Below are 21018 nucleotides of genomic sequence, written 5' to 3' on the forward strand. Positions count from 1 at the left end.
CTCTGGTTTAGGCTCTGGTACGGCGTTTTCCAGAATGTATACATAAGTTACTTCAAGAGTTTGCCCTGCAACAACCTTGCCTGTTTCATTTCCTCTAGTACTTTGAGGAACCAGTTTATAAACTTTACCTTCTGCTGTAGTAATACTTGTTGGTTTATGATCTTGTGTATCGTAGTCTGAACCGGCTTTGGCATTATCAGTATCCGTAACTGTTTGAGTTACTGGTTGTTGATTTTCATTGGTTCCTTGGAGTGGATTGCCTTCTGTATCAACGTAATGAACAAGAACTGAACCGGCTTTTTCATAGACATAGGTTACTTCTGTAGTTCCTTCTACAACATCTCCAGTTTCTGGTTTAGAACCGTCTTTAAGAGCTTTTTCTGTTAAGTAGTAAACAATTCCGTCTTTTTCGATTTTCTCTGGTTTATTATCAGTTGTATCGTATTTAGCGTTTAGAGAGGCACCTTTAGTGTCTTCTTTATCTTCAGCAATTACGTTACCTTCTGTATCAACGTAGTGAACCACTACATCACCAGTTACTTCTTTATAAACGTAAGTAACTTCTGTTGTTCCTTCTGTTACTTTTCCGTTTTCAGCACCTTTAGTTGCAGTTGGTACTAATGCGTATTTCTTACCATCTTTTGTAGTGATTGTAGCTGGTTTATTATCAGTTGTATCGTATTTAGCGTTTAGAGAAGCACCTTTAGTGTCTTCTTTATCTTCAGCAATTACGTTACCTTCTGTATCAACGTAGTGAACCACTACATCACCAGTTACTTCTTTATAAACGTAAGTAACTTCTGTTGTTCCTTCTGTTACTTTTCCGTTTTCAGCACCTTTAGTTGCAGTTGGTACTAATGCGTATTTCTTACCATCTTTTGTAGTGATTGTAGCTGGTTTGTTGTCAGTTGTATCGTATTTAGCGTTCAGAGAAGCACCTTTAGTATCTTCTTTATCTTCAGCGATTACGTTACCTTCTGTATCAACGTAGTGAACTACTACATCACCAGTTACTTCTTTATAAACGTATGTTACTTCTGTTGTTCCTTCTGTTACTTTACCGTTCTCAGTACCTTTAGTTGCAGTTGGTACTAATGCGTATTTCTTACCATCTTTTGTAGTGATTGTAGCTGGTTTATTGTCAGTTGTATCGTATTTAGCGTTCAGAGAAGCACCTTTAGTATCTTCTTTATCTTCAGCGATTACGTTACCTTCTGTGTCAACGTAGTGAACTACTACATCACCAGTTACTTCTTTATAAACGTATGTTACTTCTACAGTATCTCCAGCTACTACTTTACCAGTTTCATTTCCGATTGTAGAAGCAGGTACTAATTCGTATACTTTTCCTTCTGCAGTTTTAATACGGTTTGGTTTCATTCCGTTATCTGCAGTGTTGTAGTCAGTTCCTGGTCTACCATCTGTTGTATCATTATTAGTTTCAGGGACATTATTTCCTTCTGGATCTGTTCCTGATATTGGATTCCCTTCTGGATCTGTATAATGAACTACTACTGAACCAGCTTTTTCATAGACATAGGTTACTTCTGTTGTTCCTTCTACAACAGGTCCTTCTTCTGGTTTAGAGCCGTCTTTGAGAGCTTTATCAGTTAGATAGTAAGTGACACCATCTTTTACGATAGTCGCTTTCTTATGTTCTGACGTGTTGTAGTTCGTATTAAGAGAAGCGTTTGTTTCATCATTTTCATCATCTGCAATAGGATTTCCTTCTGTATCTTGGAATTTAACGATGACATTTCCTTTAGCTTCTTGGTATACATAGGTCACTTCAAGAGTTTGTCCTGCGACAACCTTGCCTGTTTCATTTCCTTTAGTTGAAGCTTCGACCAATTTGTATACTTTTCCTTCAGCAGTTGTGATACGAGTTGGTCTCATATCGTTGTCAGAAGTATCGTATTTAGCTCCTGGTTTACCATCTTTAGTATCAACAGCGTCCACTTGAATAGTGTTACCTTTTTCATCAGTGTAGTGAACTACTACTTGTCCGGCTTTTTCATAGACATAGGTTACTTCTGTTATACCTTCTACTACATCTCCAGTTTCTTTAGAACCATCTTTAAGTGCTTTTTCTGTTAAGTAGTAAACAATTCCGGCTTTTTCGATTTTCTCTGGCTTGTTGTCAGTTGTGTCGTATTTAGCGTTTAGAGAAGCACCTTTAGTATCTTCTTTATCTTCAGCGATTACATTACCTTCTGTGTCAACATAGTGAACCACTACGTCTCCAGTTACTTCTGTATAAACATATGTTACTTCAAGTGTTTTTCCTGCTACTACTTGCCCTTCCACAGTTCCAACGTTTTCTCCGTTTGTTACGACTGCTTCGGCAGAGTAAGTTGCATTAGTTGTAGTAGTACCTGCTTTGGTAACTAGTTTATATTTCGTGTTGTTAAATTCAATTGTTGCTGGTTTTTCATCATTTTCAGCTGCGTTATATGCTGTTCCTGCTTTAACATTTGTAGAATCTTGTACAGATGTTTTAATTTCAGTACCGTCTGTATTAATGTATTTGATGACTACTGAACCGGCTTTTTCGTAGACATAAGTAACTTCTTTTGTTTTACCTTCTTCTACTGTTCCAGTAACTGGTGCTGAATCTGCTTTTACTCCGTCATTTGAAGTTGTTAAGTAGTATACTTCTCCAGTTGCTGTTGTAATCTTGTTCGGCTTATTAGCTGGAGTGCTTGCATCATAATTGGTACCATTTGATACATCTGTCGCATTGGCAACAGCTAAACCTTTGTCTTCTACTGTAGTTGGAGTTGTAGCATCATCAAATGTTAATACACCTGTTAATTTCGTACCATCTGATAATTCATATTTAGTCACTACACTTCCTAGTAACTCATACTGATAAGTTACAGTGATTTCGTTCTCTTCTACTGTACCAGCTGCTGGTTTAGATCCTGCTTGTAAACCATCTCTATCAGCAATTAGTCGATAAACTTTTCCATCTGCTGTGGTAATCTTAGATGCTTTTTTACTAGTAACATCATAGTCAGAATTTACACTTGCATCTGTTACAGGTTTTAATCCATCAACTGTTACTTCTTCAGTTGAATTATTAGGCATTGTTGCTGTTCCAGCGATTGGTTGTCCAGCTTTATCAACATACTTCACATTTACTGCTGATTTTTTCTCTTTGTAGACGAATGTTACTACTTTATCAGCTTCTGTTACTGTTCCTGTTTCTGGTGCTGATGTGTTGTATACTCCTTTATTTTCTTTTACAAGTTCATATACTTTTCCATCTGCTGTTGTAATCTTAGTAGCTTTTTTCTCAGCTACTTTATTATCATACCTTGTGCCTAACTCTGCTTCAGTGACTGCTTTTACTCCGTCTGCTGTTACTGCTTCAGTTGTATTTCCTGGCATTGAAGCTGTTCCTGCTAATGGAGTTCCTTTTTCATCTACGTATTTAACTAGAACATTCCCTTTAACTTCTTCATATACATACGTTACTTCAAGTGTTTTTCCTGCTACTACTTGTCCTTCCACAGCTCCAACGTTTTCTCCGTTTGTTACGACTGCTTCTGCAGAGTAAGTTGCGTTAGTTGTAGTAGTACCTGCTTTGGTAACTAGTTTATATTTCTTATTGTTAAATTCAATTGTTGCTGGTTTTTCATCATTTTCAGCTGCATTATAAGCTGTTCCTGCTTTAACATTTGTAGAATCTTGTACAGATGTTTTAATTTCAGTACCGTCTGTATTAATGTATTTGATGACTACTGATCCAGCTTTTTCATAAACATAAGTGACTTCTGTTGTTCCTTCTACAACAGGGCCTTCTTCTATTGCTGAAGTTGTGGCTACACCATTTACTGTAGTTTTTGTTCCACTCTCTTTTATATAGTAAACAGAACCATTTGCTTCTAATCTTTGAGGCTTTTCAGTATCGCTTTCTTTTGTATTATATTGAACGTTCTCTGCAGTTTTGTTTGTACTGACAACTACTTCTTGATTATTTGCATCAAGATAGTAAGTTTTTGTTTCAACTTCTACTACAGCATCTACAGTATCATTATATGAATCTTTAAGAGTTGTCCCGTCTTCTGTTTGATAATGTACGGTAACCGAGCCTTTCTTTTCAACTCTACTCGTTACTTCTGGGCTATAGGTGTAGGTGATAGTAGTATGACCACTACCTAAACGATAAGCTCTAAGAGGAGTATATTCTATCTTATAATTATAGTTTTCATAATAACCATTGTCAACGGTTGCATTTGCGTAGAAATTGCCACCTCCAATGGATAACCCTTGAAAGTCAACATTATCACCGCTGAATTTAACATCACCTGCAGGGCGGTTTTCGGAATCAAGAGTACTACTTCGAAATAATTTAGCAGCCATATCTTGTGAATATAAGTCTTCTCCGTTCCCGAAAATAAAAAAACTCTTAAAATTGGATTCGGTATCTGCTAAGTTATACCTTTGTAAATATTTCAAATAGTCATTTAAAAGGGTTTTCGTGTCTGGGATAGTAACAGTATCTGGATTATCTTTGTGCTGCAAAATATAGCTATACAATCCCTTAATATCATTTATATCTTGAGGAATTTCCTTTTCAATAACCTGTGTATAGGAAACGTTATTCCGACTAGCTGTTACAAAGGTATTTTTTTCTAATACGAAAACATAATCACCTTCCTTGACACCACCATCTGCAGCGATATTCGTAGAAGTATAATCTTTTGCTGTGGCTTCTCCCGCCTTGAATGTATCTTCTAGCCATTTATCAGATGTAGTGGCTGGTGTATCGGCTAATACATATTTGCCATAAGTCCCCTTGCCAGTTTCTTCGACAATCCAGCTACGACCTCCTGGTTTAACCCCACTGTGGTTAATTTTCCCATCATTTTGAACAAGACCTTCAGAAGTTAGTTTTGCAGTCACATTTCCAAGAGTAGAGTCAGAGTATACCCCTCCTCCATCACCTGTAATTTCTACAGCTGGATCCCCAATCTTATGATAGGTAGTATTGTTTTTTACAATAGTATCTTTTCCTACGGCACCGTGCTCTTTTGCCTTGGTTAAATCAGTATCGGTAATTTCGTTACCTTTTAATGATTTGAAGACTTTTCCATATTTTCCGTATACTTCATAATCTACAGAAATTTGTTTTTCAAAGCCTGCATCTTGATTTTGATCTTCTTCTAAAACAGTTCCATCAGTTGATACATATTTGTAGTCTACCTTACCTATTTTAGTAATTTTATCTGTACCTGTTTCATTCGGTTTTGGATTACGATCAAAATCTTTTGAATCATCATCACTCTCAATTTTCACATGTGCTGTATCTACTGTGATAGAACCCTTGCTATTTGATATAGTAGTAGTTCCGTCTTTGTTATCGATAATAGCAGCTTCTACAGACTGAGTGTTGACAGACATGGCAATAGCAGCACCCATAATGAGTCCGAGAGTACCTATTTTTACTGAGTCTGAACGACCATTTTTTAATTTACGAATGGAAAAAATTTCCTTTTTATTTGACAAAACATCAAGCCTCCATATATATATATATATATATATCAATCTAGTAACTTATTGAGAAAGAAATCTAAATTGTTGATTTTAGTATATCATTTTGTTCATAATTAGACAACTTTGACGTACAAAATATTTTATCTCTTCTGTATATTACTTCCACTAACTTCTAATATCAGAAAGAGGATTGTTAAATCATTTATCGAATTGTTAAGAATTTAGAAAATCTGTGCATTATAAAAAATAAAACACATCGTATCAAGGTTTACTAGACATGATATGATGTGTTTTATGATTTGTTCTATTTGTACTCAGACTCCTGAGCTATTTACATCCACCCTGAGGGAATCGAACCCCCATCTCAAGAACCGGAATCTTACGTGATATCCATTACACTAAGGGTGGAAACTTGTTTTATTATAACAAAAATTTGCCCTAATAACAAGTTTTTTTAGTGAGGTAGCCCGTCTTAGTGAGAAGCATCCCCATTCCAGATAGAGTTTTTCACAATCACATAATCAACGTGTTTAAGGTCAGCAACCTGACGTCCACCTGCATAAGAAATAGCACTTTGAAGGTCTTGTTCCATCTCAGTTAAAGTGTCTTGCAGATGACCTTTTGCAGGAAGCAAGATACGTTTGCCTTCCACATTTTTGTAAGCACCTTTTTGATATTGTGAAGCTGAACCGTAGTATTCTTTGAATTGTTCACCATCGACTTCAATCGTTTTCCCTGGACTTTCAATATGTCCTGCAAAGAGAGAACCAATCATGACCATACTAGCACCGAAACGAATAGACTTAGCAATATCACCGTGAGTACGAATTCCTCCATCAGCAATAATCGGTTTACGCGCAGCCTTGGCACACCAGCGTAGAGCAGCCAACTGCCAACCACCTGTACCAAAACCTGTCTTGACCTTGGTGATACAAACCTTACCAGGACCAATTCCGACCTTAGTGGCATCCGCACCAGCATTTTCAAGTTCACGCACAGCTTCTGGCGTTCCCACATTTCCAGCAATGACAAAAGTATCTGGCAATTCTTTCTTGATGTGTTGAATCATAGAAATCACGCTATCCGCATGACCATGGGCAATGTCAATCGTGATGTATTCAGGAGCATCAGCCTTGAGCTGGCTGACAAAATCATACTCATAATCCTTAACACCGACAGAGATAGAAGCAATGAGCCCTTGATCATGCATGCGTTTAATAAAAGGAATGCGTCCTGCTTCATCAAAACGATGCATAATGTAGAAGTAACCACCTTTAGCCAGTTGCTCTGCTACATTTTCATCCAAAATCGTCTGCATATTAGCTGGCACAACAGGTAGTTTAAAGGTGTGCTTTCCTAGAGTGACACTTGTGTCCGCTTCTGCACGGCTTTTAATCACACATTTATTTGGAATCAATTGAATATCTTCGTAATCGAAAATTGGAAATTCATTTAACATATCGATGTCTCGTTTCTTTTGTAATGACCTACCTATGCTCTCGCATCACTACGCCTTTTCCGACGTTTCCTTAATTTATTATAAACTAAAGTACAGTTTTTGTCAAATAACGTTATAAATTAAATTATATTGTTCGGATTTTATTGTGTAAATAACAAAAGAAAGGAGAGATTATTTTCTCCCCACTTCTTCTCTATCCTAATAATACTCGCCCTGACGGTAGTCCCATGAGTTAAAGATATCTGACAAGTGCATCATAATCTTATCAATGTCAAGCCCTTTGCGGATTACAACTGGAGCTGGTGAAGTTGAGCGTGCTCCTCCTTGTTCTGGGATGAGTTTGCCGTCTTTATCGACCATAGAGACCATCACACCTTGCTCGTAGCGAGTTTCAATCGTTTTGTCAGGCTGGATAGATGCCACATAGTCGTCCGCCTCGATAACAAGGTCAACTGCCCCTTCGATGCGTTCTCCGATTCCTTCTACCTTACCACGGTTTCCTTTTCCAGATGGGTTAGCTGATGAGGCGTAGACCATCTTTCCTTCTTCCCAAAGTTTGGCAGCCAATTGTTCACCAGCTTTCCCAAACTTGATGACGAAACAGCTAGTACCACGCACGTCAGTCATCAGTTCTTCACGACCATCCCCGTATGCTTTGAGTTTTTCAAAGGCTTCTGGTTTCCAAGGAAGGATACAACCAAGAAGAATATCTTCATCCCAATGTTTTTGGTAGAAGGCTTCAATTTCTGGATTGAGTTGTGCTAAAGCACGAAGCTCATCCATGCTACCGCAGAGAACAACACCTGGTTTGTTACGGTTACGCTCTTTAGCTGCGAACTTGCGCTCAAGTCCTGCCTTGTCGCTAGTCATAATAATGTAACCAACTTTTGTAGGGCAAACGATACATCCGCCCTCATCTTTTAAAATGTCATAGCCTTCTTGTGAAAGTGTTCCGTTCCATTGAATGTGTTTTGTCATAGTTCTATATTTCCTTTTCTATTTTTCTTCTAATCCTGCCAGTAGGCTGGTCGTTGTTTTTCATAAGCAGCAATCAAATCTTCATACTGCAAAGTGATACCGATATCATCCAAACCATTTAAGAGCTTGTGTTTCCATTCACTATCGATTTCAAAAATGAATTCTCCAACTGGTGAGATGATTTTTTGTTGTTCCAAGTCCACAGTTACCAGATCGCTTGGTTGTAAATGGGCTAGTTTCTCTCGAACCTCTCTGGGCTGAACAATAGGCAACATGCCATTATTGAGTTCATTATTGTAATGAATATCCCCAAAAGACCCTGCAATCACGACCTTAAAACCATAGTCCGCTAAAGCCCAAGCTGCGTGTTCCCTCGAAGAACCTGCCCCAAAGTTATCACCTGAGATGAGGATACTGGCTTTCCGATATTCAGGTCGGTTAAAGACAAAGTCTGGGTCCTCAGTGTACTTGTCATCCAGATAACGCCAAGCGTACATGAGGTACTTACCAAAGCCTTTCTTATCAATTAACTTGAGAAACTGCTTGGGTAGAATTTGGTCGGTGTCGATGTTATCATTCATGAGAGGAACGGTCGTTCCCGTATAAACTGTAAATTTCTCCATATCCTCTCCTTACTGGGCTTCTGGCATTTGTCGAACATCTACAAAGCGCCCTGCAATAGCTGCTGCAGCTGCCATGGCTGGACTGCAGAGGTGGGTCTTAGCCCCAAATCCCTGTCTGTCTTCAAAGTTGCGGTTGCTGGTTGAGGCGCAGTGGACACCATCAGGAACCTTGTCTGGATTCATTCCTAGGCACATAGAGCAACCTGGGTCTCTCCATTCAAAGCCAGCATCTAAGAAAACTTTATCCAAGCCTAATTTCTCCGCAGCTCGTTTGACAGGACGAGAGCCCGGAACCACGATAGCCGTTAAGTTAGGAGCTATTTTCTTCCCTTTGACAAATCGCGCAGCCAGTTGCAAGTCGCTGAGACGAGCATTGGTACAAGAACCGATAAAGATATAGCCTAATTCAATATCTGCTGGCTTTTGACCAGGCTCCAAATCCATGTAATTGTAGGCTCTCTCATCATTCATATCCTTAATTTCTGGGAAACTACTGTCAAAGTCAACCCCCATAGCAGGATTGGTGCCCCAGGTCACCATGGGAGCCAAGTCTGAGACATCCATCTGGATAACCTTATCGTAAACGGCATCCTCATCACTGACAATTGTTTTCCAATCCGCCACAGCCTCTTCGAAATTCTCTGGAACACATTCGCGTCCTTTTAGATAGTCATAGGTAGTCTGATCTGGATTCATGATCCCCATCTTAGAGCCAAACTCAATAGACATATTGCAGATGGTCATTCGCTCTTCCATGCTCAGTGCATCAATCGCTTGTCCCCGATACTCCACCACATAGCCAACACCACAGGCAACGCCGTACTTGGCAATCAGGGCTAAAATGTAATCCTTGGAATAAACTCCCTTTTGAGGAACACCTGTAAATTCCACCAGCATTTTCTTGGGTTTGACCTGCCAGAGTGTCTGTGTCGCAAAGACATGTTCAACCTCACTAGTCCCAATCCCAAAGGCGATTGCTCCGAAAGCTCCGTGAGTTGCTGTGTGACTGTCTCCACAGACGATGAATTTTCCTGGTTGGGTCCGTCCTGTCTCTGGACCAACCATATGAACGATTCCTTGCTTTTCAGAACCGTGGGCCGCATGTTCAATCCCAAACTCCTCAACATTTTCAGCCAATTTATCAATTTGTGCCTTAGAAATCACATCTCGAATATCGTAGATATTGACCGTCGGGACATTGTGGTCAAAGGTTCCAAATGTCAAGTCTGGTCGTCTCAATCTGCGACCTGCGTCTCGTAATCCTTGAAAAGCCTGAGGACTGGTCACCTCGTGGATATAGTGCTGGTCCACATACATGAGTTGGGGCTGCCCCTCTTCTCCTGTGATGACATGACGGTCCCATAATTTATCAAAAATCGATTTTCCTGCCATCCATTACCTCCAAATAAAATATAAGGCTACTAGTGTGGTCACCATCCCGAGAAACCAAACTGTTTTAAAATACCATTTTCTAGTCTTGTGGTGAAAAATGATTCCTGCTAGCCAGGCACCAAAACCGCCACAAGTAAAGGCTAAAATAAGTAAGATTTTCTCAGGGATGCGCCAAACTCTTCTCCTTGCCTTAGATTTGTCAATACCATAAATCAAGAAAACCATGACATTCCAAATCAAAAGGACTAGAGTAATTTTTTCGTCTAACTTCATAAGCTTGCAATAATAGCTTCCGTCATTTCCTTAGTCGAAGCCTGTCCACCTATATCTCTTGTTAAAACACCAGCTGCCAAACTTGCCTCAACAGCACGCTCGATACGCTCTGCATCCTCATAACGACCAAAACTATCTCTCAGCATCATGGCCACTGATAAAATCATGGAGATAGGATTAGCAATTCCTTGACCTGCAATATCAGGTGCTGAACCGTGAATGGGCTCATAGAGACTTGGTCCATTTTCAGAATGACTGGCTGATGGCATGATCCCAAGTGTACCAGATAGGACGCTTGATTCATCAGATAAAATATCTCCAAAAAGATTCTCCGTCACGATGACATCAAACTTAGCAGGATTGGTAATCATGAGCATGGCAGCTGAGTCCACTAACTGGTGTTCCAAGGTCACATCTGGGAAATCCTGTGCGACCTTCTCAGCTACTTTCCGCCAGAGTTTTGATGTCGCTAGAACATTTTGCTTATCGATACTAGCAACGATTTTTCTGCGATTTCTTGCAATTTCAAAGGCCTTGCGAACAATTCGCTCCACTTCCTCATAGCTATAATCGTTGATATCACGCGCTTTTCTTTCTTCAAGGATATGATCTCCAAAGTAAATCCCGCCTGTCAACTCACGCACCACGACAAAGTCTACACCAGCAATTCGTTCCGGTTTGAGTGGTGACAAATGCTTGAGACTCTCAAAAATCTTAACTGGGCGAATATTGGCATAAAGATTGAGTTCCTTACGGAGAGCCAGCAAGCCTTGTTCAGGCCGAACCGCTGCTCCATCATACTGAGGACTACCGATAGCCGCTAGAAGGATAGCATCTGCTTCTCTACATGCCTTGAGAGTTTCATCAGGTAAGGGATGCCCTGCTGCATCAATACCTGCACCTCCAAAAGGTCGTCTATCAATCTCATAGTCAAAACCTGTTTTTTCAGCTAGGGCTTCCAGAACCTCTAAACCAGCCTCCATGATTTCTGGGCCAATTCCGTCCCCTGCTAGAGCTACTATTTTCTTTGTCATAGCCTTCTCCTTTACACACTAGGCATATCGCGGTAAGAAACACTACGTCCCATCTCACCAGCATTCTCTTTTTGAACAAAGGTATTGGCATTGATGTAGGCAATAGCCGAAGCTTTCAACACATCGAAATCAAGACCTGCTGCATTAAAGATAGTTTCTGTATCTCTGTTTTCAACGGTTACCAAGACCCGAGCCTGGGCATCAATTCCATCTGTCACCGCATCAATGGTATAAGACACCAAGCGGACGGATTGGTTAAAGAACTTGTCGATAGCGTTAAAGATTGCTTCAACGGAACCTTGCCCTGTCGCATTAAATTCGACCTTCTCACCATCCATATTAGCCAGGCTAACAAGCGCTTCGATGTCATTATCCGCATGAGTTTGCAATTGTAAATCATCAAAGTGGAAGCCTTCTGGATTTTCAACCATGGTTCCAGCTACCAAAGCACGAATATCTGCATCTGTGATTTCTTGTTTCTTGTCAGCCAGTGCCTTGAACTTAGCAAAGAGTGGTTTGATGTCCTCTTCTGTAAAATCTAGGGCCAATTCTCTTAGTTTCTCGACAAAGGCATGGCGACCTGACAATTTTCCAAGCGGAAGGCTATTACTCTTAACACCGACCAATTCAGGTGTGATAATCTCATAAGTAAGAGGATTTTTAAGGACTCCGTCTTGGTGAATACCAGACTCGTGAGAGAAGGCATTGCCACCAACCACAGCCTTGTTTTTAGGAACTGGAATACCAGAGAAGCGAGAAACCATTTCTGACGTATTGATGGTCTCATTTAAGACAATACTGGTTTCTGCTTGGTAGTAATCTTGGCGAATATTGAGGGCCACTGCAATTTCTTCCAAAGCAGCATTACCAGCTCTCTCACCAATACCGTTGATAGTTCCTTCAACACGTCCTGCACCATTCTTGACAGCAGCAAGGCTATTAGCCACTGCCATTCCAAGGTCATCGTGACAGTGAGGCGAATAGATGATCTGACGATCCGTCTTGACATTCTCAATCAAGTATTTGAAGATAGCTCCGTACTCTTCTGGAGTGGTGAATCCAACCGTATCAGGAATATTGATATAAGTCGCACCTGCATCAACCGCTGTTTGAACAACTTGCAAGAGGAAATCCAACTCCGTTCTAGTCGCATCCTCAGGAGAGAATTCGACCACTTCAAACTTAGAACGGGCATAAGAAACATGCTCACTGATTGCTTCCAAAATCTCTTCCTTGGTCTTATTGAGTTTATACTTACGATGAATCGGACTGGTAGCAATAAAGACGTGAACTTGTGGATACTTGGCGTCCTTGAGGGCTTCATAACAAGCATCAATATCAGACTTGACCGAACGTGCCAAACCAGTCACCGCTGTTTTCTTCAAGGCCTTAGCAATCTCCTGCACTGCTGTGAATGAATCAGGACTCGCCGCCGGAAAACCAGCTTCAATGGCTGAAATACCCCATTTCTCCAGCTGCCTTGCTATGGCCATTTTTTCCTTAATTGAAAAATTAACGCCCGGTGTCTGCTCTCCATCCCGAAGGCTGGTATCTAGAAATTCAACTGTTCGCATAAGATTTCCCCTTTTCCAAATGTGATTTTAAAAAAACATCTCGCTCAGAAACCCAAGCGAGATGTTGATTTACTCCCGCTTGGTAAGCCAAACAGGACTAATGCTTTTTGCACTAGCCCGAGTACCTCAACAACAAAGCAAATTGATTAAACTTAGCTGTTTTCATGTTTGACTTTCTCCTTCGTTTGATATCTTGTTTAGTATTTTAGCATAGTCAAAAGCACTTGTCAAGAAAAAATCCAATATTTTCTGAAAATTTCTTCAGTAGAGAATATTTAGCTAATTGAAAGTTATTGAAAATCCTTGAAATATTTCATTTTTTAGAAGTTAAATTCCAGCTTCTTTCTATCAATTCCAGTACCATTTCATCTGACAACATATCATCAAAAGCCACACTAATCCAGTAGCGTTTGTTCATATGAAAAGCTGGATAAATGCCCTTTTGTGAAAGCAAGTCCGCTACTTGGTCGTGTTTGAGATTGACTGCTTCCACTTGTCCTTCTCTGCCCTTTTCCAGCTTATCCCAAGGTATTCTCATCAAGACGGCATACCATTTTTTATTGCCTTCATGTCTTAACACTGCCGTATCAGGTGATTTTTCCCACAGATACTCCAACTGATTACCATATTTTTCCTGAATCTGAGCCATGATACGCTTAGTCTGAGGACAGACAAAATCCTGTACCTCAAAACAAGCTTTCCGAATCTGGTAGAGAATCTCCAGACAAGCCTCACGGACACTTCCTACAAAACTCCCACGCATACTTTCCATATGAACTTGAGGATAGAGGTCACCGGTTTCCTGGTCAAAGACCTGAAAGTTCACATTATCAGCAGTAATGGACACAGTCATGACAAAGTCACCCTGCAAAATCTGGCAACTATAGGTCCAGACTCCACTATTTTCTACAAAACCAAAAGCATGAGCCTTTTCTTTATTAAATTGATAGGATTTAAAAATTTCAAACATAAGTGAAAACTGCTATCAAAAGCTAGCAGTTCCTTTCTATTTTTTAAAAGACAACCTTGGTTCCGTGCAATTGTGTCACGCCTAGCTGATCGATAAAGGTTTGACGGTTGTCAAGGTCAATCCCCCCACCTGGTAGAATTTCAATTTTACCTTTAGCATGTTCCAAAATTTTGTGATAATGAGCAAAACGTTTGTCTAGCGAGTCACCAGATACTCCAGCACGAGTTAAGATACGGGTGACACCAGCTTGGCTGAGCCAGTCAATAGCTTCTAACTGGTCTTCTTCAATCAATTCATCAAAGGCCATATGAAAGACAATTTCCATTCCTTTTGATGCAGCAATTAACTTTTCAAGATTAGGCTTATCCAACTTCTTATCAGCAGTTAAAGCCCCAAAAACAACCCCTTGACTTCCAGCCTGAGCAGTCAACCGAATGTCTTCTAGCATGATAGCAATTTCTAGGTCATTGTAGACAAAGTCGCCACCACGTGGACGAATCATAGTCATGATGGTCGTATCGTAGTTAGTTGCCAATTTAACCGCTGCCTTGGTCACTCCATAGCTTGGTGTTGTTCCTCCCACTGCTAGATTATCACAGAGTTCAATTCGACGAGCTCCAGCCTGCATCGCTTTTTCAAGCAAGGTCACATTTTCAGCACAAAATTCGTAAATCATTTGATTCTCCTTGAAGATTACTTTAAATTCATTATATCATATTGTTGTGAATATGCTTTCATTTTTATCAAGGCAAATAACTACTATTTAACTATTCTTTGTCTGGAATGACCTTGAAGAGATAATAAGTGATAAAGATGGTCAAGGCTCCCAGACCGATTTTGACTGGTAAGAGAGGGGCAAAATAAATGGAAATTCCCATCAAGATGTAGATGGATACGATGATTTTTTTTTTACGTTCACGCGCAATAGACTTAGTCTCGCGAAAATCAGCAACATATGCTTGATAGAGCTTGGTATGATAAAGCCAATCTTCGAAACGCTTGGAACTTCTGGAGAAACAAGCAATAGACAACAAAAGGAAAGGCGTTGTAGGCAACAAGGGTAAAACAATCCCAACAATTGCCAAGGCCAGTGATAAAAAACCAATTATCAGATAGATAAGACGCATAACTACTCCTAATTAAAATAATCTTCTTCTAGTTTCGCATAAAATGATGAATTTTGTCAAGTACTAATCAAAAAGAGCCTGAAATTCACTTTCAGGACTCTCTTCTTATTTAATCTTTTCTTCTTCGTAATCACCCTTGCTACAAACAACCTGCTTGCCACCACCACGGACTTTTTTCTCCATGAGGAAATTGCCACATTTTGGACAGTCACGACCAACAGGCTTATCCCAAGAGGTAAATTCACATTCTGGATAGCGATTGCAACCATAGAAGAGGCGATTACGTTTGGTTTTACGCTCAATGATTTGTCCCTGATGACAACTTGGACATTCTACACCGATTTCTTTCACGATTGCTTGGGTATGACGGCAATCTGGGAAATTACTACAAGCGTAGAACTTACCAAATCGACCAAGTTTAATAACCATTGGACTGCCACACACTTCACAGTCAAATCCAGCTGGTTCATCCTTGATTTGGATTTTCTCCATCTCTTCTTCAGCCTTGGCGACTTCTTTAGAGAATGGTTTGTAAAAGGCATCAATGACACGTTGCCACTGCTCTTTTCCGACTTCGACATCATCCAGTTTGCCTTCCATTTCAGCTGTGAAGGTCACGTTTACGATATCTGGGAAATATTCAACGATGAGCTTGTTAACAATTTCTCCCAACTCTGTCGGTTCAAAACGTTTGGCTACAAGGCGAACATAGTAACGTTTCTGAATAGTTTCAATGGTTGGTGCGTAGGTGGATGGACGTCCAACCCCATTTTCCTCCAAGGTCTTGATAAGGGTCGCTTCAGAATAGCGAGCAGGCGGTTGAGTGAAATGTTGCTCTGGTTTGCTATTAACCTGCTTAACCACATCTCCAACAGCCATATCTGGTAACATCTTATTCTTATCAGAATCATTATAAATGGCAAGATAACCATCAAACTTAACCTGACTACCATTGGCAGCAAATTGAACCCCATTTTGAGATAATTTAACAGCCATGGTATCAAAGACAGCAGCTGTCATCTGGCTCGCTACAAAACGATTCCAAATAAGAGTATAAAGCTTGAGCTGATCCTTGTCCAGATACTTAGCAATACTTTCCGGTGTGTTAAAGACACTAGACGGGCGAATAGCCTCGTGGGCATCCTGAGCACCTGATGCATTTTTTACCTTGCTACCATGCTTAGAATACTTGCTACCAAAACGGTCCGTAATGAAACTTGCTGCTTCGTTCTGTGCCACTGGACTGATACGAGTCGAATCGGTACGCATATAGGTAATCAAACCTTGCACACCAGAACCGATATTGATCCCTTCATAGAGCTGTTGGGCAACCATCATGGTCTTTCGAGTACGGAAATTGATTTTATTGGCCGCATCCATCTGCATAGATGAAGTGGTATAGGGTAATGGAGCATTGCGTTTGCGCTCTTTCTTATCCACCTGATCCACTGAAAAATCTTTGCTAGTCAGACGAGACAGAACTTCCTTAACCTCATCATTGCTAGTCAGTTTCAACTTTTTGCCATCTACTCCATAGAAGGAAGCCTGGAATTGCTTGGTTCCCTTTTTAAAGACAGCATCAATTGTCCAGTATTCTTCTGGCTGAAAGGCATTGATTTCATTCTCACGATCAATGATGAGTTTAAGGGCAATGGACTGTACGCGCCCTGCTGATAAGCCCTTCTTGACCTTCTTCCACAAAATAGGCGAAATCGAATAGCCTACCAAACGGTCTAGGACACGACGAGCCTGTTGGGCATCGACCAAGTCCATATCAATCTTACGAGGTTCTTTAAAAGCATTTTTGACCGCATCCTTGGTGATTTCATTGAAGACCACACGGTTGGCATCATTTTCATCCAAGTTGAGAATGTGGGCCAAATGCCAAGAAATCGCTTCTCCTTCACGGTCCGGGTCACTCGCCAGAAAGACTTTATTAGCTTTTTTGGCTTCTTTTTTCAAGTCATTGATAAGAGGACCTTTTCCTCGGATATTGATATATTGCGGTTCATAATTATTTTCAATATCGACGGACATACTGGATTTCTTCAAATCACGGATATGCCCGACACTAGCTAGAACCTTGTAGTTTCTGCCTAGATATTTTTCAATCGTCTTGGCCTTAGCAGGCGACTCCACGATGACTAGATTTTTTTTAACTGTTGATTTTTTCTTTTTTGTTGCCGTAGCCACAGTATCACACCTTTTCAAAGTAATAAACTTTATAAAGTGTAAACCATTTTTTAAACCCTGTCAAGACTTAGCTACTATAATAGAAGAAAAGTTTATACTTAAGACCACAATCTTCCTTTGAGATACATAGAAGACTCACGAAAAAAACCAGCTATTTTCAAGAAATTATTGCTCCTCAGACTCTGTATCAAATTTATTAGCTTTTTCCTTTTCTTTTGCTTCCTTATCTTTGATATACTGGAAGAAATACTCCACCAGTTCTTCCTTGCTAAGTTGTTCTGAATCAGACAATTGTGAAACTTGAACAGAAACATCACTTAAACCATAGTCACCTCTCTTACTTGAAATCATATCGAGTTCTTCTTCTGTCAAATAATTTCCTGAAATGGTTAGCTTTAGGGTATGATTCTTTTTAGAATAGGTTTTTTTCAAAATATTATGCCCCTGAAACTGCTCTGATATAAATTTATTAAGGGACTCTTTTTTCAATGTTTCTTTCACTAAAGTCGTTGCAGAGATGAAACTCGGAATCATCAGCAAAACAGCAACTAAAAGCAAAATCCTGCGCATTTTAGAGTCTTCTTCATTATCTCTAAAATAGTGCTTCTTAACCATCATCAACCTGACACCTATATAAGTCGCAATGACAATAAAGCTACAATTGATGAGGAATAGGTAAGAGGAGCCTATGATAAATTTTAGATTAGCAGAAGCAATAGCGTAACCTACCGTACAAAGAGGAGGCATCAAGGCAGTTGCAATCGCGACACCAGGGACAATATTATTGGTCTCTTTTTTCCTAGCACCAATAATACCAGCTATCCCTCCTACAAAAGCAATGAGAACATCCCAAATAGTCGGAGAGGTTCTAGCAACAATCTCCGAACTAGCATACGAAATGGGAGAAAGATAAAAATAAAGTGTTGAAGCTATTAAACTGGCAAGAATTTGAATAGCTAATATTTTAAAAGATTTTCTTAACAATTTAAAATCAAATATAGCTAGAGAGAGTCCCACCCCCAGAATAGGTGTCATCAAAGGAGAAATTAACATGGCTCCAATAATCACGGGAGTCGAATCCATATTTAATCCGATAGAGGCGATAAGCATGGCACATAGTAAAATCGCTAAATCACTTCTGGAGAGTTCTAATTCTTCATATATTTTATTTCTAAATTCTACCAACGAATACAGTTTATTATTTGTCACAAATATCTTCCTTTCCTAGCTGACTAGTCACTAATACTCTTCGAAAATCTCTTCAAACCACGTCAGCTTTATCTGCAACCTCAAAGCGGTGCTTTGAGCAACCTGCGGCTAGCTTCCTAGTTTGCTCTTTGATTTTCATTGAGTATAAAATTCTAACAAACTCAATACTTTAGTAGCCTAATATGCCAATCTAACGAGATCTTTTTATCATTTTCCATCACATCCTGATGCAACTATCTATTGCTATCTCTCATCAGTTTCATTTCTAGTAAATGAAAATCAAGCTCGGAAGCTCACCGTAACTTACTCAAAACACAGCAAGGCAAAGCTGAGCTAATTTAAAAAGATTTTCGAAGAGTGTCATCATAAATTTCAGACCATTTTTTATAATAACCATTTTATTTTTATCTGTCAAGGTCTTTGAATTCTTTCTTAAACAAGCCTTGTAATCTCTACTTTTGAAGGCTTTATTTTTCCTTACTGGCAATACTTGAGACGATACAGCTCCCTGATAATAAGTTGACCAAGATTAGTCACAAGCAACTCTCCTTTCTCAATTACACTAAATTACTTTCCTTCCTATGGGAAAAGTCCTCCACTCTACTTATTCACTTAGAAAAACGCATAATATCAAGTGATGAAAAAACCTGATACTATGCGCTTTATTGTGGGGATATTTACTTCATTTTATCTTGAAATTGATTTTTTCTCAGAATTCTAGCATAGGTCATTTTTAAAATTCAAATTCCGAAAGAACATCTTGCCCGCTGGTAACCAATTTTGCTCCCTCTTGAATCAAATGATGGCAACCGTCTGATAGACCATCTAAAATGCTACCAGGAATAGCAAAGACATCGCGTCCTTCTTCCATTGCCCGCTCACAGGTAATGAGACTACCTGAGCGCATCTTAGCCTCTGATACAATCACACCACGGCAAAGTCCAGCAATGATGCGATTACGGGCAGGAAAATGAAATTTCAGAGGTTGTTCACCCGGTCCATATTCACTGAGAACCAGATGGTCATTGCCGATGTAGTCTTGCAAACGTTTATTGGCTTTAGGATAAAACACATCCAGACCTGTTCCAATCACTGCAATGGTTTTTCCGCCATTTTGCAGGGCTGCCATATGAGCTGATGTGTCTATTCCCTTGGCTAATCCACTGACGATAACCAGTTCATTTTCTAAGCCTTGAATAACTTTTTCAACTGACTTAGCTCCCTGTTTGCTACAAGCACGACTACCCACAACTGCTACTTTTGGAAATTTCAAGAGATCCAGATTGCCCTTGTAAAATAAAAGCACAGGTGCATCATAAATTTCACTCAAATCCCAAGGATAACAGTCGTCTAAAATAGAGAAAGATGGAAATTTTTGAAATTTCTTCTCCAAATGCGCATCGTCTATCTGAAAATAACGTTCCATAAAAACAGCTGGATTTCGGCAACCTGATATATCTGCAATGTCACCCAACAAAAGTTCTTGATCAACACTTTCACCGTATTCTAGCACTTTCAAAATCTGTTGATTGCTCAAACCTGATTTTTTTAATTTATAGATTTCATAGTTTGTGATTTTCATAAATAGCTCCATTTCTTTTTCTACTCATCTATTTATTCGTAAAAAAATCAAAAAAATATCCGACTATTTGTAATCCCCCAATAATGAAGTATATTGAAAAATCTCCAGACTAGAGAACTCATTGACGGTTCCTAATCTGGAGATTTCTTATTTCCTCATCATAGCTACAAACCTACTCACTCAGTTCCTGAAAGTAGTGTTTTCTTCAAAACTAGACTTCTTCTTTGAGTTGACTGAGAACAGTCTTGATTTTAGAAATTAGTTCTGCTTCTTTTTGAGAATCTTTTTGATGGCTATCTACAAAGAGTCGTGCTTCATCAGCTAATTTCTTAGCCTTGTTTAGAACTTTTTTATCCTTGTCGCTAGCCTCTAGCTCAACTACAAGCTGGTGCAATTCTCTTGAAAGCTTATCTAGTTGAGAGGATTTTTTACGAGCTACTGCAAAGAGGAGAGCTCCTAGAAGAGAAAGAACTGCAGCTCCTAAGACACCATATAGAGGGACTTCTGTCTCATTTTTAGCTCCCTTGGTAATTTCTACTTCTTTATTTAAGTTTGACGCAGACTGACTCTTATCAGCTGATGTGCCAGTTTGTAGAGAATTGAGAACCTGTCTAACTTTAGCAAGGAGATCTGCCAATTCTTGAGCTGTTAAGTTTTCATTAGCAAGAGCTGCTTGCGCCTCTCCCAAGATACGATGTGCTTCCTCAAGTACTTCAGGAGATAGACCTGCTAGATCTTGCAGGCGACGTTCTAGCTCCTCTACCAGAGTACGAAGTTCTGACTTGTCCACAGCCGATGGAGTTGTACCTGTTTGGGAATTCCCTACAAATCCTACACTTCTACGAGCTCGGCGCGGAGGAGTTCTTCGATTTCTTGTAGCAGATGGCGGAGTCACAGGACTTGTTCCAGACTGATCTGGAGTCGAAGGAGAAGCTGGTGCTTGATCGTCGCTCTTATCAACATTTTTCAAGCCATTTTTAGCTTGCGTCAACCCAGTCTTAGCGTCTGCGAGTTTTTGCGTTGCGCTTTGAACGTCTGCTTCGCTCGCATCTCTCTTGCCTTCGATTTCCTTAGCTTTATCGATCGCCTCTTGGACTTTCGT

Annotated in this window: 14 protein-coding genes, 1 tRNA gene and 1 pseudogene; all 16 read right to left on the reverse strand. The window is 39.8% G+C overall.

Translation table 11 applies throughout. The features are described from left to right. Positions 1-5514 (reverse strand): MucBP domain-containing protein (locus tag HT724_RS08660; RefSeq protein WP_173293581.1); only part of this gene is annotated, 5514 nt, incomplete at its 3' end. Between the two features lie 324 nt (positions 5515-5838). Further along, positions 5839-5910: transfer RNA gene (locus HT724_RS08665), tRNA-Arg, on the reverse strand. 64 nt (positions 5911-5974) lie between these two features. Then, on the reverse strand, positions 5975-6961 hold the full coding sequence (locus HT724_RS08670) for a GMP reductase (RefSeq protein ID WP_049546505.1): 987 nt from the start codon (positions 6959-6961) through the stop codon (positions 5975-5977). 198 nt (positions 6962-7159) lie between these two features. Next, positions 7160-7939, reverse strand: coding sequence for a Sua5/YciO/YrdC/YwlC family protein (locus tag HT724_RS08675; RefSeq protein WP_173276465.1), 780 nt, complete (start codon positions 7937-7939; stop codon positions 7160-7162). Between the two features lie 29 nt (positions 7940-7968). Continuing rightward, the gene (gene leuD, locus HT724_RS08680; RefSeq protein ID WP_173217802.1) at positions 7969-8562 is read right to left on the reverse strand and encodes a 3-isopropylmalate dehydratase small subunit; all 594 of its coding nucleotides are present in this window, start codon (positions 8560-8562) and stop codon (positions 7969-7971) included. Between the two features lie 9 nt (positions 8563-8571). After that, the gene (gene leuC, locus HT724_RS08685) at positions 8572-9954 is read right to left on the reverse strand and encodes a 3-isopropylmalate dehydratase large subunit (protein WP_173276466.1); all 1383 of its coding nucleotides are present in this window, start codon (positions 9952-9954) and stop codon (positions 8572-8574) included. A gap of 3 nt (positions 9955-9957) precedes the next feature. Beyond that, positions 9958-10227, reverse strand: a complete 270-nt coding sequence (locus HT724_RS08690; RefSeq protein ID WP_061438934.1) for a DUF1294 domain-containing protein — start codon at positions 10225-10227, stop codon at positions 9958-9960. Then, the gene (leuB, locus tag HT724_RS08695; protein ID WP_173276467.1) at positions 10224-11261 is read right to left on the reverse strand and encodes a 3-isopropylmalate dehydrogenase; all 1038 of its coding nucleotides are present in this window, start codon (positions 11259-11261) and stop codon (positions 10224-10226) included. Before leuB ends, HT724_RS08690 begins: the two co-directional genes overlap by 4 nt. 11 nt (positions 11262-11272) lie before the next feature. Further along, positions 11273-12835, reverse strand: a complete 1563-nt coding sequence (locus HT724_RS08700; protein WP_173276468.1) for a 2-isopropylmalate synthase — start codon at positions 12833-12835, stop codon at positions 11273-11275. 313 nt (positions 12836-13148) lie between these two features. Further along, positions 13149-13805, reverse strand: a complete 657-nt coding sequence (locus tag HT724_RS08705) for an MmcQ/YjbR family DNA-binding protein (RefSeq protein WP_173276469.1) — start codon at positions 13803-13805, stop codon at positions 13149-13151. A 43-nt stretch (positions 13806-13848) separates the two neighbouring features. Continuing rightward, entirely contained in the window at positions 13849-14481 is a 633-nt protein-coding gene (locus HT724_RS08710; protein WP_173276470.1) for a copper homeostasis protein CutC, read from the reverse strand. Between the two features lie 91 nt (positions 14482-14572). Then, positions 14573-14932, reverse strand: a complete 360-nt coding sequence (locus HT724_RS08715; protein ID WP_173276471.1) for a YbaN family protein — start codon at positions 14930-14932, stop codon at positions 14573-14575. Positions 14933-15037: 105 nt separating this feature from the next. Next, positions 15038-17125: a type I DNA topoisomerase gene (topA, locus tag HT724_RS08720; RefSeq protein WP_173276472.1), complete on the reverse strand. Its 2088-nt coding sequence runs from the start codon at positions 17123-17125 to the stop codon at positions 15038-15040. Between the two features lie 165 nt (positions 17126-17290). Beyond that, positions 17291-18334, reverse strand: coding sequence for a TIGR00341 family protein (locus HT724_RS08725; RefSeq protein WP_173212514.1), 1044 nt, complete (start codon positions 18332-18334; stop codon positions 17291-17293). Between the two features lie 733 nt (positions 18335-19067). Continuing rightward, complete coding sequence (gene dprA, locus HT724_RS08730; RefSeq protein WP_173276473.1) at positions 19068-19916, reverse strand: DNA-processing protein DprA; 849 nt, start codon at positions 19914-19916, stop codon at positions 19068-19070. A 211-nt stretch (positions 19917-20127) separates the two neighbouring features. Then, positions 20128-21018: pseudogene (locus HT724_RS08735) on the reverse strand (hypothetical protein); the annotation flags it as partial.

It is taken from the genome of Streptococcus sp. k-402 (assembly GCF_013277515.1).
In the GTDB taxonomy this organism is placed as follows: Bacteria; Bacillota; Bacilli; order Lactobacillales; family Streptococcaceae; genus Streptococcus.